This is a genomic window from Marivita sp., from assembly GCF_048006345.1.
In the GTDB taxonomy this organism is placed as follows: domain Bacteria; phylum Pseudomonadota; class Alphaproteobacteria; order Rhodobacterales; family Rhodobacteraceae; genus Marivita.
Map to the genome: position 1 here is coordinate 559,281 of NZ_CP180351.1, position 16,749 is coordinate 576,029.

The following is a 16,749-nucleotide window of genomic DNA, read 5'->3' on the forward strand; positions in this document are numbered from 1 at the left end:
GTCAGTCCTCCTTTGGCAGGGCGGCGGCATCGAATCCATACGACGCCAATACGGTTTGACCGGCAGGTGACAGGATGTGCATCGCGAGTTTCCAGGCGTTCGCAGGTGCGCCATCGAGGACGATCAGCCCATAGTCCGCGCCAACAGACAGCGCTTCGGGAACCTGGATGATCTGCAGGGTCGGCACCTCCTTCTGCGCAAGCACCGCGTTGGTGCAATATGTCAGGAAGACGTCCGCTTGATCGCCGTCGAGCACCCAGGCGTAGGTGTTGCGGCCCGCGGGCGGTTTGGCGCTGTCCGGTCCTCCGGTGAGCTGCAATGCTTTTGCCTTGAGCGTGTCTGCATGCGCAGACTTGTCGAAAAGTTCAAAGGCGTAGTCGCCGGAGGGGTCCGCTTTGGGTGTGGATGTCCCGAGGCGCACATCGTCGGAAAGCATGACTTCCAGAAGCGTGTCGGTCGACACCGTGACGTCAGGCCTTGCCAGTCCGCATAGACGATTGCGCGCGAAGAGCGCAACCGGTCCGCCCTTGCCTGCGCTCTCGAGCGTTCTCGGATGCCGCATGTTCGCCGAAGCAAAGATGTGCGCCGCCTCTCCGGCCTCGATGCGCTCTCGCAACAGACCGGATGGGCCGAAACTCGCGGTGACCGGCGTTCCAAAGGCCGCAGTGTAGTCCTCTGCCACTTCTGACAGCGCGCCTTTCAAGCTTCCGGCCGCGAAGAGGGAAACCTCTTCCGCACTGGCCGGGGTCATGGCGAGCGCCACTATGGCTCCCAGCACAAGTGATTTCCGCATCTTGGTCCTCCCATAGTCAGTCTTCTTGCACTTCCGCATCACCCGGTTTCGACGGCGCTTTCGGTGTGAAGGCGCAGCGGTCCGGTTTGATGTCGATGAGGGGTGTGCCGTCGAGGCAATCGAGGCCACGGACGAACAGGTTGCCCGCGTCGATCCGCTCCAGCTTGACGATTGAAGTTCCGATTGGATTCGGACGCACGGGCGAGCGCAGGGCGAATGTTCCCAAGGTTCGCCCGTCGCTTTTCGGGCTTTGCAGCACCAGATCCCGCCGGCTCTTGTCGAGCCAGTAGAGCAATTCGATCGTCCGGTAATCTTCGAGGCCGCGCAGGGCCTCGTACCAGACGGGGTCCAGCTCGAGGCGGCACTCGGGTCCGTCGAGCCGGCCTTGCCGCGGGCAATCGTCACGCGATTGCCAAGGCGTGCGGACCCATCCGATGAAGCGCAGGGCAGCATCGGAGGCGGGCGCCAGATCGATCGCTTTCTCGTTGGCCCGCAGGTCGTCACCGCCGGTCACAAGCGTTTCCGTAAATTTTGCAGTTTATTGCGCATGAAGATTTCACTCAAGTCAGCTTCTAGGCTAATGATTATGGCAATTTTGGCCAGAATCCAGCCTTGAAGTTCCGGTTCCAAACTGCATAGCTGTCCTCGCCACGAAAATAATGCGAACGGGGGGAGAATTTGCAAAGCATCGGAGACGCCTTCGGTCTCGCCTTCGCACTCGTCCTGTCAGGTGACGCCGATCTCATCGAGATCGTGCTGCTGTCCTTGCGGGTGAGCCTGACGGCGACCGCATTGGCCTGCATCATCGGTCTGCCCATCGGAGCGCTGGTGGCGATTGGCCGGTTTCCGGGACGGAACGCTGTCCTGATCGTGATGAACGCGCTCATGGGCTTGCCGCCCGTCGTTGTCGGATTGCTGGTCTATCTTTACCTGTCGCGGTCCGGACCGCTCGGGTTTCTTGGGCTGCTATACACGCCGACGGCGATGATCATCGCCCAGACGATCCTGATCGCTCCCATCGTCGCTGCCCTGTCGCGGCAAGTGCTCGAAGACCTGCACGCTGAGTATGCCGAGCAGTTCCGTTCGCTCTGCCTGACCCGGTGGCAAGCCATAAAGGCGCTTCTCTGGGACGCCCGTTACTCGCTGCTGACGGTCGGCCTTGCAGGGTTTGGGCGCGCTGTCGCAGAGGTCGGTGCCGTCATCATCGTTGGCGGCAATATCGACCACCTGACCCGTGTCATGACAACCGCCATCGCGCTTGAGACCTCAAAGGGCGATCTGGCGCTGGCGCTCGCGCTTGGCATCATTCTCCTGGTCATCGCTCTTGGCGTGAACGCTGCCGTTCAGTCTGTGCGCATGACGGCCGCGCGGCAGGCCTATGTCTGACGCGATGGCCACGATGCATCTGCAGACCCGCGTCGCGACCGGGCGCGCGCCGCTCCTGCCATTGAAGGTCCGGGACCTCGTGCTGCGCTTCGGCGAGTCCACCGTACTCGATGGACTGAAACTGGACCTCGGCCCGACCGGCTGCTCGATGATCATGGGCCCGAACGGCTCGGGCAAGAGCCTGCTGCTGAAGCTCCTTCATGGGCTGATGAAGCCTACCTCCGGCCGGATCGACTGGGGCGGCGAGGCGCCCGAGCAGGTCACGGTGCGTCAAGCGCTGGTGTTCCAGAAACCGGTTCTTCTGCGTCGCTCGGTTGCGGCCAACATCGACTTCGTCCTGAAAGCGCGCGGCAAGGATACCGTAGAGCGGCCCGCTCTCCTTGATCATGTCGGCCTTTCGCACAAGGCGAACCAACCCGCGCGGCTTCTGTCCGGGGGCGAGGCGCAGCGTTTGGCGCTCGCCCGCGCGCTGGCGACAGATCCCGAAGTGCTTTTCTTGGATGAACCGACTGCAAGCCTTGACCCGGCCTCTGTCCTCGCCATCGAGAAGATCGTGAGCGAGGCGCGCGCTCGTGGCGTCCGGATCATCTTCGTGACCCACGACATGGGTCAGGCACGACGCATGGCCGACGATGTCGTGTTCCTGCATCGCGGGCGGATTGCCGAGCATTGCGCTGCGGCGGAGTTCTTCCCCGAGCCCCGATCAGCGGCGGCGCGGGATTACCTGAGCGGCAGAATTGTCGTCTGACATAAGCAAAAAGGGAGTGACCATAATGCTTGCAAGGAAACTGATAGCGACGACAGTCGCACTGGTGATCGGAAGCGCCGCTTGGGCGCAAGACTCGATCATCGTCCAGTCGACCACCTCCACGGCCAACTCGGGCCTTTACGAGTACCTCCTGCCGATCTTCCAGGACAAGACCGGTATTCAGGTCAACGTCGTGGCTGTTGGCACCGGCCAGGCGATCAAGAACGCCGAGAACTGCGACGGCGACGTGCTTCTGGTCCATGCAAAGGCGTCCGAGGAGAAGTTCGTCGAGGCTGGCTTCGGCACCGAGCGGACAGATCTCATGTACAACGACTTCGTCGTGGTGGGGCCTGAGGCCGACCCGGCGGGTGTTGCGGGCATGAATGACGTGCAGGGTGCCTTGACCAAGATTGCCGAGGTAGGCGCCCCCTTCGCATCGCGCGGCGACGACAGCGGAACGCACAAGGCGGAAATGGCGCTCTGGAGCTCGGCCGGCGTCGATCCGACGAGTGCCTCCGGCGACTGGTATCGCGAGACCGGCTCGGGCATGGGCGCGACGCTCAACACCGGCATCGGCATGGGCGCATATGTCATGACCGACCGCGCGACCTGGATCAGCTTCGGGAACAAGCAGGACTATCAGATCGCGGTTCAGGGCGACGAGGACATGTTCAACCAGTACGGCGTGATCCCGGTGAACCCGGCCAACTGTCCGACGGTGAACGTCGATGCTGCGCAGACCTTCGCAGACTGGCTGGTCTCGGATGAGGGACAAGAGGTAATCGCGGGCTACAAGGTGAACGACCAACAACTGTTCTTCCCCAACGCGCCGGACAATTGATAGGATGAACGAGGCGGCAGGTCGCTTGCCGCCCCGATAACCCGAAGAGTTGCCATGGACGATATCGCCTTTCCGGATCACGAATACCTGACGGTCAAGGAACTGGCCGACCTTCTGCGGATGAAGGAGCGCAAGATCTATGACTTGGCCTCATCGGGTGCTGTTCCTGTTTCCAAGGCCACGGGAAAGCTCCTCTTTCCCGCCGCCGAGATCAGGGCGTGGATCGAAAACGCCAAGTCAGGCGGCATTGCTGGATCATCTGCGGCGTCCACCACCCGGCCCCCGATCGTTCTTGGCAGTCACGACCCGCTTCTGGACTGGGCCATCCGTCAATCGCGCTGCGGGCTGGCGAGCTATTACGACGGCTCCCTCGACGGGGTCGACCGTTTCGTGCGGGGCGAGGGCATCGCGGCTGGATTGCACATCCACGATGCGACATCAGATCGCTGGAATGTTCCGACAGTCTCGGATCTGGCCTCGGATCAGAATGCGGTGCTTGTCGCCTTTGCCGCCCGCAAGAGGGGTTTGGTGTATCGCGCGGACGGCATTGCGCTAGGGGGGCTGTCCGACCTTGCGGGCCGCCGTTTCGTCCCCAGGCAAGCCGAATCCGGGACGGACGCGTTGTTTCGCGAAATCGCGGGCAGAGAGGGGCTGGACCTGTCACACCTCACGCTGGCGGACGTGGCGCGAACCGAAGATGAAGCCGTCGAGGCGGTGCGGCGCGGAGATGCGGACACAACCTTTGGCCTCGAAGCGGTCGCGCGCAGCTACGGTCTCGAGTTCCTGCCCGTGATCGAAGAGCACTTCGCGCTCTTGGTCGACCGTAAGGCATGGTTCGAAGCGCCGGTGCAGAAGTTGATGGCGTTCTGTGCAACAGACACCTTCGCCAACAGGGCCAAGACCTCTGGCGGATACGATATCGTAGACCTCGGCAAAGTGATCTGGAACGCCTGAGGGATTCCTCAGGGCGCGGTGATCGGTGGGGGGGTGCGCCGCTTTCCGGACAGCGCGTTCCCCGCAATCGCAACAAGCAGAATGAGGCCTCCAACCAAAGTGTACATACTCGCTCTCTCGCCGAGAAACAGCCAGACCCAGAACGGGCCAAGAAGCACTTCAGCCAACGAGAGCAGCGCAAGTTCCGCTGCGGGCAAACTGCGGGATCCTATCGTGTAAAGGACAAGACCCGCACCAACCTGGAACACCCCCATGCCCATCGCGATGCCACCATCGTGAGCGCTGATCGAAAGCGGCAGCCCTTGTGCCACACAGATGTAAACTGTGATGCCGATGGCGAAGAGACCTGAAAGGAACACGGACGGAAGCATTTCAACCGTTTTCCCCCAACGCAAAGCAACCGTGAAAACCGCAAAGCCCAAAGCCGATCCAAGCGCGGCAAGGCTGCCCATCAAAGCGACACCACCGGATTTGTCCGACACCATGATCGCGATGTCGCCGATGGCGACGCAGATCGCCACCCAGGTTGCTCTGCGCACAGGTTCGCGCAGAAGGAACCTTCCCAGGACCGCAGCCATGAAGGGTGCAGTTGCGAAAAGCAGCATGGCATTGGCCACAGACGTGTTCTGGATCGCAAAAATACCACCGGAGTAGGCCGCGACCAGAGATAATCCGGCAATGACGCCAGGGAAGCCGGCACGACGTATCAGCGTGAAAGGGCTTTTCCCGGATCTGATGCGAATGAGCAGATAAAGAAAACCAGACATGCTGATCGACCGGTAAAGCAAGATCTGCCAGACGACAGCGTCCTCAATCAGGCGGATTCCCAGGCCAACGGTCGACCAGAGGACCCCGGCCGCAAAGACAAAGAAAAGTCCATGCTTGTGCGCGTCGGACGAATTTTCTGAAAGAGCGACTGCCATAGCATCCATTGAACTGAAACAACCTGAAGAATAACGAGAATGCCGCGCCTGTTGGCCTCCGTTTGCGACATTCTCAAGCTGTATCGTCGCGTGCGGCACCTCGGTGGCCATAAGCCAAGAATTCAGCCAATGTTTGAAGAAAGCCTATGAGGATGCTTAGGCAGGCGGTACTAAGCTGATCCAAAGTTCGTTGGAGGAGCGGAGCGAAACTGATTTGGCAGCAATCAGCAAGGCGGTGGTATGCACGTGAAAAGCGCAGGGGATCGCGCAACTTCGCAAACGTTTCTTGACGGTCGCGTCCTGTCTGGATCGTGCGATGGAGAAGCGGGGCAGGTTCACAAACCCACCCAAACACTGCCGTTTGCCTGTCTTCATCCTCGGGGGGGTAGACTGCCCCAATTCGTCTGCAGTAGGTGTCCAACATGGTCCCAAAAACCGGATCGCGGACCATAGGAGAATTAGGAATGCCCCACAACGCAGCCACTGCGGCGGCGAGATTATCTTGTGCGCCCATGATGGATGGTAGAGATTGACTCAATATTTCAATAAGTTGAAGGGTTTCTTGTGCAACCTATGTTCATGTTTCGATCGCGTGATCTCGGACTGCGTCGGACGCATTACGTTGCTCCGGCAATTCCTGGTTTCCTCGAGGGCTTATGATGTGCGCTGGGGATGAGAAATTGTTATTGGCTAGTACGCAGGAACTGCATGTCCCGCTGAAAGCAGTTGTTCGAAGTGGGCGGTGGTTAAGTCTGATTTGAGGGTGACTTTCCCGCCGTTCGGCGCGCTTCGCTGCAGATTGCGGACCATCGGGCTTTTTTAGCGTCTTGCAACTCTGCGCATCAGAGTGCCTGGTGAACCTTCACGCAAATGAGTGTCTCAACACGCGCCAAATGAGACAATTTCCCTGACACGAACGCGCGTCGGTTCAAAACCCTATGCATGTTGCCGACACAAAGGCAGCCTTTCCCCGACAAGGAGGAGAGGAACAATGCAGCCAGCAAAAGATACCTTGGCGTGGATGTATGAAAAGATGGTGACCAGCCGTCGTTTCGAAAACGCCATCGAGAAAATCTACATGGAAGGTAAGACGCCGGTCTTCAATATGGCCGACGGCCCGATTCCGGGAGAGATGCACTTGTCGGATGGGCAGGAGCCGGTCGCCGTGGGTGTCTGTGCCCATCTCAACCCCGAGGATGTGGTCACCGCAACGCACCGTCCACACCATCAGGCGATTGCCAAGGGCGTGGACCTGAAGAAGATGGCGGCAGAGATTTTCGGAAAGGCCACGGGGCTGTCAGGTGGCCGAGGCGGTCACATGCATATCTTCGACGCGGATGTGAATTTCGCCTGTTCGGGCATCATCGCGCAGGGCATGGGCCCTGCAGCGGGTGCGGCGTTGTCACGCAAGATGCAGGGCAAGCCCGGCGTTGCGGTGTCCTTCATCGGGGAAGGGGCGGCCAACCAGGGCGCATTCCATGAGGCGCTGAACCTCGCTGCTGTCTGGAAACTGCCGATGGTCGTCGTGGTCGAGGACAATGCCTGGGGCATCTCGGTTGCGAAAGAGGCGTCGACCGCGATCCAGCGCAATTCCGACAGGGCTGCGGCCTATGGTATCCCGGGCCATTACATCCCCGGAAATGACCCGCTGAAAATCTACGAGGTCGCAGGCGAGGCCATCGGGCGGGCACGCCGCGGCGAAGGCCCTTCACTGATCGAGGTCGAAACCTACCGTCTGGCCGGGCATTTCATGGGCGACGCCGAGGGGTATCGTCCCGAAGGCGAAAAAGACGCGCTGTTCGAAAAAGATCCGATCCCGACCATGCGCGCGAAACTGCTGGCCGATGGCAGCTTTACCGAGGCTGAGCTGGATGCGTTGGAGGCCAACGCCCAGGCCGCGGTCGACGAGGCGATCAGCTTTGCCCGTGAAAGCGCCGATCCGAAACCCGAAGACGCGCTTACAGCCGTGTTCGCCTGAGAGCCTGGGGAGGAATGACAATGGAAAATGAACGCAAACTGACGATTGCGCGGGCGATGGCCGAAGCGATGGCACAGGAGATGCGCGTTGACCCGACCGTCTTCGTGATGGGTGAGGACATCGCTGACCTGGGCGGGGTTTTTGGCAATACCCGTGGCCTTGCCGAGGAATTCGGCAAGGAGCGCGTGCGCGACACGCCGATCTCCGAAACCGGTTTCATCGGGGCCGCCGTGGGCGCGGCTCAGGACGGTATGAAACCTGTGGTCGAGCTGATGTTCGTCGATTTCTTCGGCGTCTGCTTCGATGCGATCTACAACCTGATGGCCAAGAACACCTATTTCTCGGGCGGGAATTTCAACGTGCCGATGGTGCTGATGACCTCGACCGGCGGCGGCTATTCCGATGCGGGGCAGCATTCGCAATGCCTTTATGGCAGTTTCGCACACCTGCCCGGCATGAAGGTGGTCAGCCCGTCGAACGCCTATGACGCCAAGGGGTTGATGACAGCGGCGATCCGCGACCCGAACCCGGTGGTCTACATGTTCCACAAGGGGTTGCAGGGCATGGGCTGGCTCGGCACCGAGGCGGGCGCCATCGTGAATGTTCCGGAAGAAAGCTACGAGGTGGAGATCGGCAAGGCTGCGATTGCCCGCGAGGGGCGCGACGTGACCATCGTGTCGATTGCCCAGGGCGTACATCACGGGCTGAAAGCGGCCTCGGCGCTGGCCGAACAGGGTATCAGCGCCGAGGTGGTCGATCTGCGGTCACTGGTGCCGCTGGATCGCGACACGGTCCGCGCCAGCGTGGCCAAGACCGGGCGGCTGATCGTTGTGGACGAGGATTACCACAGCTACGGTGTCTCGGGCGAGATCATCGCGACCGTGACCGAAAGCAACCTGGCCGATCTGAAGGCTCCGCCGATGCGCATCGCCTATCCCGATGTGCCGATCCCGTTTGCCCGCGTGATGGAGCGGCACTGCCTGCCCAACGCCGACAAGATCGTGGCGGCCGCCCGCAAAGCCTGCGGAGCGCCGGTTCCGGCCTGACGCCAATCCGACACGACAAAAAAGCATCTGCCACCCTGACATGGTCGGGGTGGCCACAAGAGGAGACTGCCAAGTGGCAACCGATATCATCATTCCATCCGATCTCTGGGACGGCGAAGAGGAATGCGTCATCACCGCCTGGCTGGCAAGCGATGGCGGAAATGTAAAGGAAGGCGCGCTGATCGCCGAGATCATGACCGCCAAGGTCCAGTACGAAATCACTGCCCCGGCCAGCGGCACCTTGAGCATTGCCAAGGCCCAGGACGAGGTCGCGGCCAAGGGCGACGTGATCGGGACGGTCACATGAGCGACGCAGCCACCGCTGAGGTCAAGGTCGTACCCTTGCGCGGGGTGCGCGGCATGATCGCCGACAAGATGAGCGCGTCGCTGCGCGAGGCGGCCCAGCTGACGCACCATGCCCGGGTGGACATGACGGCCCTATTGGCGGCCAAGGCGGGTTTCAAGGCGAAGGGTGCGGCGCTCTCGGTCGAGGACCTGCTTATGGGTGCGCTCGTGCGGACGCTGAAGCGGCACCCCGATATCAATGGCACCGTTCAGGGCCGCGAGGTGCATCTTTCGGAGACGGTCGATCTGGGCGTTGCGATCGCGCTGCCCGGCAACCTTCTGGCCGCGCCCGCGATCTTCGGCGCTTGCGCGATGTCGCTTGAAGAACTGCGCGCGGCCCGGCGCGACCTGGCCGAGCGGGCCCGCAGCAACAAGCTGACCGTGCCCGAGATGACGGGCGGCACCTTCACGATTTCCAATCTCGGGCTGTCCCGGGTGGAGCTGTTCACGCCGATCATCAACACGCCCCAGATCGCCATTCTGGGCATTGGCCGAAGCGTCGAAACCCCTGTACGCGAGGGCGATGCGTTGGTCTGGAAACCCTATGCGGGGCTATCTCTGACATTCGATCACCGCGCCATCGACGGGGCGCCTGCGGCGGATTTTCTGACCGATCTGTGCGCGGAAATCGAGGGGTTCACGCCATGATCGTCGCCCCCTTTGCCACCGCGGCGGACGGGATTGCACGGGAAGCGGCGCTTTTGCAGGCCGGGCGGCCCGCCCTGTTGCTCTGGCAGGCCGACGCGCGCGCACTTGTGCTGCCAACCGCCGTGGCGCGGCGCGGAGGCGTGCAGCCCGTGACAGCTGGCCTTGAACGCGATGGGCTCGATATCGTGTCCCGGGGCAGCGGCGGCGGCATCGTTCCGCAAGGGCCCTGCACCCTGAACCTGGCCATGGTCCTGCCCTGCGTCTCGGATTTCGCCATGCAGGATGGCTATCACCTGATCTGCGGCGCGGTCGCCGAGGCGCTGACCCGGTTCGACATTTCCACGCAGACAGGCGCCTGCCCCGGATCGTTCTGTGACGGGGCGTGGAACGTGCTTGTGGGGGGGCGCAAATTGGCTGGCACCGCACAACGCTGGCGCAGCACGCCGAAAGGGCGGGTGGCCCTGCTTCATGCGGCGATCATGCTGCACATGCCCGACCCCGGCCATTGGGCCGATCTCTGCCTGCTGCATCAGGCGGCCTTTCCGGACCACCCCGCGCTTTGCCCCGAGGCGCATGCGCCGCTCAACAGGCTCATGCCCGGAAACATGAGCTTAACCAGCGTTCCCGGAGCGTTGATCAGGGCCGCGGAGGACCGGCTTTTTGCATTCACGCACCGCGAAGACCAAGCGGCTTGACCGCGAATAAACACCCACTGGGAGGAGAAGACATGAATATTCGTTTCCACCGGCTCGGCAAATCGAATGAGGATCGCGCGGCGATGAGCCGCCGCATGTTCCTGATGACGACGACCATGGCCGGCATCACCACCAACGCCATGATGGGCGGCGCGGCCTTTGCCGCATCGGAGGTCCTGACCGAAGCGCAAGGCGCCAGCCTGCTGCGGATGGTGCAGGACATCTATCCGCATCCCGGCATCCTGCAACTGTCGCATTACGAGGCGATCGCCGCGACTGTCATGACCAATGCCGAGGCTGACGCCGACATGGCCAAGGCCCTGACCGACGGGCTGGAGCAGATTGATGCCAAGGCCCGGGAACTCTTCGGCGTGCCCTACACCGAAATCGAGGATCCGGACGCGCGCGAGGGCCTTTTGCGGCACTTCCAGCATGAAGGCTTTTTCCAGGGTGTGCGCTGGACCGCCTATTTCGGCATCTACAACAACAAGGATGTCTGGCCGCTGCTGGGCTACGAAGGCTCCTCGGTGGAACATGGCGGTTACATCGATCGCGGCTTTTCGGACATCACCTTCGTTCCCGAGGGCCCGTCCCTCGAAGAGCGCATGGCCGAAGTCAAGGGATAAGGGAGAGGGACAATGGCACAATTCGATCTCAACGACGACAGTGTCGTCGTCATCATCGGCTCGGGCGCTGGCGGCGGAACGCTGGCCAACGAACTGGCCCAGAAGGGCATCAAATCGGTCGTTCTCGAAGCGGGCAAACGCTTTGAGCTGAGCGATATCGAAAACGACGAATGGACAATGTTCCAGAAGATTTCCTGGCTCGACAAGCGCTATTCCGGTGGCGGCTGGCACGGGTCGGTCAACCATCCGACGCTGCCCACCTGGATCGTCAAGGGCTTTGGCGGCTCGACCATCCATTGGGCGGGCGTGGCGCTGCGTTTCAAGGAGTACGAGTTCAAGACCCGCAGCACCTATGGCGAAATCGACGGTGCCAATGTCGAAGACTGGCCCGTCGATCTGGAAGAAATGACGCCCTGGTACGAAAAGGCCGAACTCAAGATGGGCGTCACCGGCAAGACAACGGGCATGCCGCACCTGCCCTGGAACAACGGCTTCCGGGTGCTGGCCGAGGGCTGCCGCCGCACAGGCCGCACCGATTATCGCTCGGGCCCCATGGCGATCAACTCGGTCGAGCGCGACGGCCGCCCGGCCTGTCAGCAGATCGGTTTCTGCATGCAGGGCTGTGCCATCGGTGCGAAATGGTCGACCATGTACACCGAACTGCCCCGCGCGGAAGAGACCGGCAAGTGCGAAATCCGCACCGATGCCATGGTCCTGAAGATCGAACATGACGACGCGGGCAAGGCCAACGCGGTGGTCTATGCCGACAAGGACGGCAACCAGCACCGGCAAAAGGCGCGGGTGGTCTGCGTGGCGGGCAATTCCATCGAAAGCCCGCGGATGCTGCTCAACTCGGCGTCGAACATGTTCCCCGACGGGTTGGCGAACTCCTCGGGCCAGGTGGGCAAGAACTACATGAACCACACCACCGGCGGGGTCTATGCGGTGCTGCCCGAAAAGGTGCATATGTATCGCGGTACATCCGTGGCCGGGATCGTGGGCGACGAGGTCTACCACGATGCCGGGCGCGGCTTCGCAGGCGGCTACTACCTGGAATTCCTGTCGCTGGGTTTGCCCTTCATGGCGGCCTTCCTGGAGCCGGGGAATACCGGCTGGGGGCGCAGCGTGGCCCGCGCGCTCGAAGGCTATGACCGCATGTCGGGCGTCTGGGTGCTCGGTGAGGATCTGCCGCAGGAGCGTAACGCGATCACGCTCCATGACAGCGAGGTGGACCAATACGGCCTGCCGGTGCCGATCGTCTCGAAAACGCCGCATAACAACGACTACGAGATGACGGCGCATATGTACGAGACCTCGGCCCAGATTTACGAGGCCGTGGGCGCGACGGATGTCTACGAGCTGCCCGCTTACCCGGCGACCCACAACATGGGCACCAACCGGATGCATGCCGACCCGTCCAAGGGCGTCGTCAACGCCTATGGGCAAGCGCATGACATCGACAACCTGTTCGTGTCGGACGGCAGCCAGTTCACGTCTTCGGCGGCCTGCAATCCGACCCTGACTATCGTGGCGCTGGCCATCCGCCAGGCGGAATACATCGCCCAGGAGATGAACGCGCAGAACATCTGAGCATCTGGGTTTGCCTCCCTGAATGCGGTCGGGCCTTCGTGCCCGGCCGCGTTTGTTTGTGAAATGATGCCAGCCATTGGACCATGGGGCGAATGCATGTCCGCACAATCAATTGGCCATGGATGTAGATACGGCTTACCTTGCTAGGCGCGGGCCATACACTTGTTAAAACGGGCTATTCCGGCCGTTGAAGGCCTTCGGAGGCGATCCAGCGGTTGATCGTGGCCCGGCTCTTGCCCAGCAGCCGCGCAGCCTTGGACACGTTCCAGTTCGTGCTATCCAGCGCATCCCGCAGGGCGGCGCGGGTCAGCGCCTTGTTTGTGTCCTCGTTCCGATCCAGCAGGCGCAAAGGCAGATCGGTTATGTTGATCCGCTTGCCGTTGCCGCAAATCAGCGCCTCGCGCAAGACGGCGCGCATTTCCCGCCGATTGCCAGGCCAGTGGTAGTTGACCAAAACATCGCGGGCGCTGTCCGCAATCTCGATTTGGTCGGCGAAGCTTTCGGCGACGATGTTTTCAAGCACCGTTTCGCAGTCCCGCTCAGAGAGTGGCGGCAATTCAACGACGGCTTGTCCCAGCAGATACAGAAGGCTTCGAGGAAGGCTCTCGTCACGTTCCAGATCGGCCCAGGACCTGCTCGCGGTGAACAGGACGGCGGGCGGCTGTGCCTTTGTGCCAGCAACACCCGGATCAACGTCGAGAAAGCGTTCAAGAACGTCCTGCGCCTCGGACGACAGGTTTTCGATATTACGCAGAATCAGCGTGGGAACCGTGTCGCCAAGCGGGTAATCGCTGAGGAAATCCAAGCTGTTCAACGTTTCGGTCAGATCGGTCTCCGACATGCTGCGGGACGTATCAAGGTTCAGTCCCATCGGCGACAGCAGGGATTGCTCTTCCAGCAGGGCTCTGGCGAAACCTTCCACCCCGACACCCGGGTCACCACAGATCAGGAGCGGTACACGATGGGCAAGGAGTTTGCGCGCGCGATCCGCCACAACAGCAATGCCGCCACCTTCCTCGACCAGGCGCCCCAACGTCGTCTCTTTGTCGACCCGTGCAGAAATATGTGGTGCTTCGGATTGAAGCACCCTGCGTCGCGGCGGCACCACGGCGGGTCCTCGCAGGGTGACCTTTAGCCCTTTGATCTCCGAAATGTGGCGCCCGGCCAGGTTCTGGTGTTCGGAAGGACGCGCATTGTCACGCCATAGAGGCAGATGAGAGATAATGGTTCCTTCTTCGTCGCAGGCCACCAACGTCTCGAAACTCCGCCGGGTTCGTGGGTCTTGAGACAATAAGCGCCCCGTCAGCTTGTCGGCATGGAAATTGCGAAACAGGCGGGTCTGGAATTGCCGCGAGGCGCGTCTGACCACCTGTTCACACAGCGCGTGCTCTTCTTGTCGACGCCGGGACGATCCAACCAGGGTAATGGTGCCGATCAGGTTGTTCTGAGCATCGGTGAGCGGTGCCGAACTGCAGCTGAAGTCATGAAAGCAACTGTAGAAATGCTCGTCGCCATGCACCGTAAGCACTCGGCCGCTTTCCAACGCCATGGCAATACCGTTCGTGCCGGCGACACGCTCATCCCAGACCCCGCCACGGACAAGTCCGCTTCTGTGAAACTCGGCTTCCATGCCTTCGGGCACATAGGATTCGATGACGATTCCATCTGCGTCGGTAATCAGAAGGCAATAACGGGATCGGCTTGGCAACAAGGCGGAGTTATCGACTTCCGTTACAGCCCCGCCAATCCGATCGAGGAACCGTTCGTTGCGTTGCGCGATTTCACTGGCCTGCAATCGCAGGATCGGGGATTTCGTGCCAGACGACAGGTTGTACTTGGACAGGCTCCGATCCCGGGAAGATCGGATCAGTTCTTCAAACGCCGACCTCTTCATCTGGCCCGACACTGTCATTTCCCTTTACTTGAACCTCTCCGTCAACCCGCTTTACACTCGCAAGTTTCGTCCAGAATTGTTTACATGTCCAATCTCGTTTCGAGAGGGCGATCAGGACAGGTCTTCAAATGCCTCCAGCGCACGACCGCCATAGACGACCGAAGGACCGCCGCCCATTTCGACCGCCACCGAGATCGCTTCGATCACCTCTTCGCGGCTGGCACCATGGCTCAAGGCCGCGCGCAGGTGGAACACGATGCAGTCTTCACATCTGATCGCGATGGATATCGCAAACGCCATCAATTCCTTTGCCTTGCTATCAAGAGCACCTGCACCAGAGGCAGACTTGACCAGTTGGCGGTAGGGGGTCATGACCGAAGGAATTGCCTTGAAGAGTGCCCCCACACGATTGTCTATGGATTTCGCATGATCCTTGTGGCTCGTCGTCAATTGCTGAGTACTCCGTCAGGTTTCGGGAAACGCTCGGAACGGCATTTCACCGAAGCCGGTTGCGCTTCAAATCCGGTCTTGTTGTCGGGAACAAGTATCGCTGCACGCTCAAGACCGTGAAACCGCAAAGGGATGGTTTGAATCCGGGCGCGAAAAACTGTCTCATTTCGCGGAATATGAGACGGTCGCATTTAGGAGAAACCATCCAGGCGGAGGAGGGTCTGGGAACATGCGATCGCCCACCACCCAAGACGCGCATCGCCATGATTGACGATCTTCAACGATGAACCAGAACGGGGCGGTGGAGCTTTAGCGCCCGTTCAAGCGATGATCGCGTTCATCGCGACGCGGCGGTTTCCCTACCTCGCACATATCGGTTATATGAAGGTCGATGAGGTCGCCAAAGGTCTGGAGGCGGGAAACGGACGTGCTTGTAGGCGCCAGCCCCTGATCGACGCAGGGCTCTCCGCTTGGGCAGGGCCCAACGATGGGCGTCGTCGCGGCTTCGGGCCGTCTCGCGAAGCAAAGCGGCCCTTTCGTCTGATCAGGACGCAGGTCAGGCACCGGAGGGGAGCGCAGGTAGATGGAGGCCATTTTCGTGTGCGGCTCATGTGTGCAATGAGTTGGCGTAGAGGGGCAAATTCGGGGATATTTGGGCGTATTCCAGCGTGAGCCACATCCGCCGCCAACAGTTTGAAGATACACAAAAAATGCAAATAAAACAACACGCTAGATTGTCTACGGCCCCTATGATGGATGGTGGCGATTTTTATTTATTTTCAGTTTGTTAGGTTGTGTCGTGTGCAGCACATGTTCATGCTTCGATCGCGTGATTTAGTGCGAAATCGCGGGCAATTCGGTTCGTGAGGGAACGAAACCTCTTCAGCGGTATCGAGCGCTCGCGACGGAGGGCGAAATGCGGCCGTACAGTTTGTCGGGCTCGAAGCTTCGTTTGGAATGCCGTTATCAGTGAACGCGCTATGAAGTTTGGTTGTGCAATTAAAGGGGCGGTCATTCTGTCTCGAGGTAGTGTTTCAGAAACCTGGCCGTGCAGGTCAAGAGCATGAAGAAGGCCCATTAGCTACGACGACGGATGCCCAAGGAGACGGCGGGTCGGCGTCGGTCTTGCGACCATTTGGCTGAGCGGTCGCGCAAAAAAGCTGGCTTGATTTCAGTGGCCTCGTCTCGTGGTCGCCTGCGGTGGCATGGAACTGAGAGTTCCGAGCGCGGCTGGCCAAAGAGCCGGCCATTATGCCAAAAGGTTCGACGGTCACGGCGATACTCGCGAGCGACGACATGATGCGCGAGCAGTCGTTGGCAGCGTGGCGCTGATCGAGTGGACTAAACGAGTGGAGCGTTCGCATGGGGGCATGACCACTCATTGAAGGAACCTCTCGTGCCGCTCACCGGCGATTGTCATTCAGCCGTTTCGCGGATCTCGAAGATCGTTGTTTCCCCCAGCTTCTTGACAAGGGATCGCTCGACTTCGGCCATCACGCTGGAGACGCGGTGATGAAAGGCATGCGCCACCTTGCAGTCGTGGGCCGCGTCGTCGGCTTCCACTGGGGCGAGGCGTTCGTCGAGCGCGAGGTAAACGTCCGCCAGCGTGATCTCTTTCGGCGACCGTGCGAGGCGCCAGCCGCCGGAATGGCCACCTTCCGACACGAGAAGACCGGCCTCGCGCAAGCTGCCGAGGACGCGACGCACGACGACGGGGTTTGTCCCCGCATGTGCGGCGATGTCGGCCGACTTCCGCACCCTGTCCGGCTCTCCGGCCATGTGGCCCAGCGTGTGAAGGGCGAGTGACAGGCGACTGTTGCGTTTCATGGCTT

The 16,749-nt window shown here is 60.9% G+C and carries 17 protein-coding genes; 11 read left to right on the forward strand and 6 right to left on the reverse strand.

Features of this window, described 5'->3' with window-relative positions; translation table 11 throughout:
* Position 1: 1 nt before the first annotated feature.
* Both ACMVPR_RS02795 and tsaA read right to left on the reverse strand, forming a co-directional pair.
* The gene (locus ACMVPR_RS02795) at positions 2–793 is read right to left on the reverse strand and encodes a molybdate ABC transporter substrate-binding protein (protein ID WP_416881615.1); all 792 of its coding nucleotides are present in this window, start codon (positions 791–793) and stop codon (positions 2–4) included.
* A 16-nt stretch (positions 794–809) separates the two neighbouring features.
* Positions 810–1,307 carry a tRNA (N6-threonylcarbamoyladenosine(37)-N6)-methyltransferase TrmO gene (tsaA, locus tag ACMVPR_RS02800; protein WP_416881616.1) on the reverse strand — a complete coding sequence of 166 codons (498 nt, stop codon included), beginning with the start codon at positions 1,305–1,307 and terminating at the stop codon, positions 810–812.
* A 164-nt stretch (positions 1,308–1,471) separates the two neighbouring features.
* Here tsaA and ACMVPR_RS02805 point away from each other — a divergent pair, with 164 nt between their 5' ends.
* The 4 genes from ACMVPR_RS02805 to ACMVPR_RS02820 are packed head-to-tail and all read left to right on the forward strand — an operon-like array spanning position 1,472 to position 4,722.
* Entirely contained in the window at positions 1,472–2,179 is a 708-nt protein-coding gene (locus tag ACMVPR_RS02805) for an ABC transporter permease (protein ID WP_416881617.1), read from the forward strand.
* Complete coding sequence (locus ACMVPR_RS02810; protein ID WP_416881618.1) at positions 2,172–2,927, forward strand: ATP-binding cassette domain-containing protein; 756 nt, start codon at positions 2,172–2,174, stop codon at positions 2,925–2,927. The genes ACMVPR_RS02805 and ACMVPR_RS02810 overlap by 8 nt, the downstream gene beginning before the upstream one ends.
* A 25-nt stretch (positions 2,928–2,952) precedes the next feature.
* Positions 2,953–3,768, forward strand: a complete 816-nt coding sequence (locus tag ACMVPR_RS02815) for a substrate-binding domain-containing protein (RefSeq protein WP_416881619.1) — start codon at positions 2,953–2,955, stop codon at positions 3,766–3,768.
* 54 nt (positions 3,769–3,822) lie between these two features.
* Positions 3,823–4,722 carry a substrate-binding domain-containing protein gene (locus tag ACMVPR_RS02820; RefSeq protein ID WP_416881620.1) on the forward strand — a complete coding sequence of 300 codons (900 nt, stop codon included), beginning with the start codon at positions 3,823–3,825 and terminating at the stop codon, positions 4,720–4,722.
* A gap of 8 nt (positions 4,723–4,730) precedes the next feature.
* On the opposite strand, the gene ACMVPR_RS02825 is transcribed toward ACMVPR_RS02820, so the two are convergent.
* A complete protein-coding gene (locus ACMVPR_RS02825) occupies positions 4,731–5,645 on the reverse strand; it encodes a DMT family transporter (RefSeq protein WP_416884607.1) in 915 nt (304 codons plus the stop codon).
* Positions 5,646–6,636: 991 nt separating this feature from the next.
* Here ACMVPR_RS02825 and ACMVPR_RS02830 point away from each other — a divergent pair.
* The 7 genes from ACMVPR_RS02830 to ACMVPR_RS02860 all read left to right on the forward strand — a co-directional run bounded on the left by ACMVPR_RS02830 (position 6,637) and on the right by ACMVPR_RS02860 (position 12,573).
* Positions 6,637–7,623 (forward strand): thiamine pyrophosphate-dependent dehydrogenase E1 component subunit alpha, encoded by a 987-nt coding sequence (locus tag ACMVPR_RS02830; protein ID WP_416881621.1) that lies wholly within the window; start codon positions 6,637–6,639, stop codon positions 7,621–7,623.
* Between the two features lie 14 nt (positions 7,624–7,637).
* Positions 7,638–8,669, forward strand: coding sequence for an alpha-ketoacid dehydrogenase subunit beta (locus tag ACMVPR_RS02835; RefSeq protein ID WP_416881622.1), 1,032 nt, complete (start codon positions 7,638–7,640; stop codon positions 8,667–8,669).
* A 73-nt stretch (positions 8,670–8,742) separates the two neighbouring features.
* On the forward strand, positions 8,743–8,976 hold the full coding sequence (locus ACMVPR_RS02840) for a biotin/lipoyl-containing protein (protein WP_416881623.1): 234 nt from the start codon (positions 8,743–8,745) through the stop codon (positions 8,974–8,976).
* Positions 8,973–9,662, forward strand: coding sequence for a 2-oxo acid dehydrogenase subunit E2 (locus ACMVPR_RS02845; RefSeq protein WP_416881624.1), 690 nt, complete (start codon positions 8,973–8,975; stop codon positions 9,660–9,662). Before ACMVPR_RS02840 ends, ACMVPR_RS02845 begins: the two co-directional genes overlap by 4 nt.
* Entirely contained in the window at positions 9,659–10,357 is a 699-nt protein-coding gene (locus tag ACMVPR_RS02850) for a lipoyl protein ligase domain-containing protein (protein WP_416881625.1), read from the forward strand. The genes ACMVPR_RS02845 and ACMVPR_RS02850 overlap by 4 nt, the downstream gene beginning before the upstream one ends.
* Before the next feature lie 32 nt (positions 10,358–10,389).
* On the forward strand, positions 10,390–10,983 hold the full coding sequence (locus ACMVPR_RS02855) for a hypothetical protein (protein ID WP_416881626.1): 594 nt from the start codon (positions 10,390–10,392) through the stop codon (positions 10,981–10,983).
* Positions 10,984–10,995: 12 nt separating this feature from the next.
* Positions 10,996–12,573, forward strand: a complete 1,578-nt coding sequence (locus tag ACMVPR_RS02860; RefSeq protein WP_416881627.1) for a GMC family oxidoreductase — start codon at positions 10,996–10,998, stop codon at positions 12,571–12,573.
* A gap of 175 nt (positions 12,574–12,748) precedes the next feature.
* Here ACMVPR_RS02860 and ACMVPR_RS02865 read toward each other — a convergent pair whose 3' ends face one another.
* The 3 genes from ACMVPR_RS02865 to ACMVPR_RS02875 form a co-directional block, all read right to left on the reverse strand.
* The gene (locus ACMVPR_RS02865) at positions 12,749–14,479 is read right to left on the reverse strand and encodes a sigma-54-dependent Fis family transcriptional regulator (protein WP_416881628.1); all 1,731 of its coding nucleotides are present in this window, start codon (positions 14,477–14,479) and stop codon (positions 12,749–12,751) included.
* Between the two features lie 99 nt (positions 14,480–14,578).
* Positions 14,579–14,839, reverse strand: coding sequence for a carboxymuconolactone decarboxylase family protein (locus ACMVPR_RS02870; protein WP_416881629.1), 261 nt, complete (start codon positions 14,837–14,839; stop codon positions 14,579–14,581).
* 1,494 nt (positions 14,840–16,333) lie between these two features.
* On the reverse strand, positions 16,334–16,744 hold the full coding sequence (locus ACMVPR_RS02875) for an RrF2 family transcriptional regulator (RefSeq protein ID WP_416881630.1): 411 nt from the start codon (positions 16,742–16,744) through the stop codon (positions 16,334–16,336).
* Positions 16,745–16,749 lie beyond the last annotated feature (5 nt).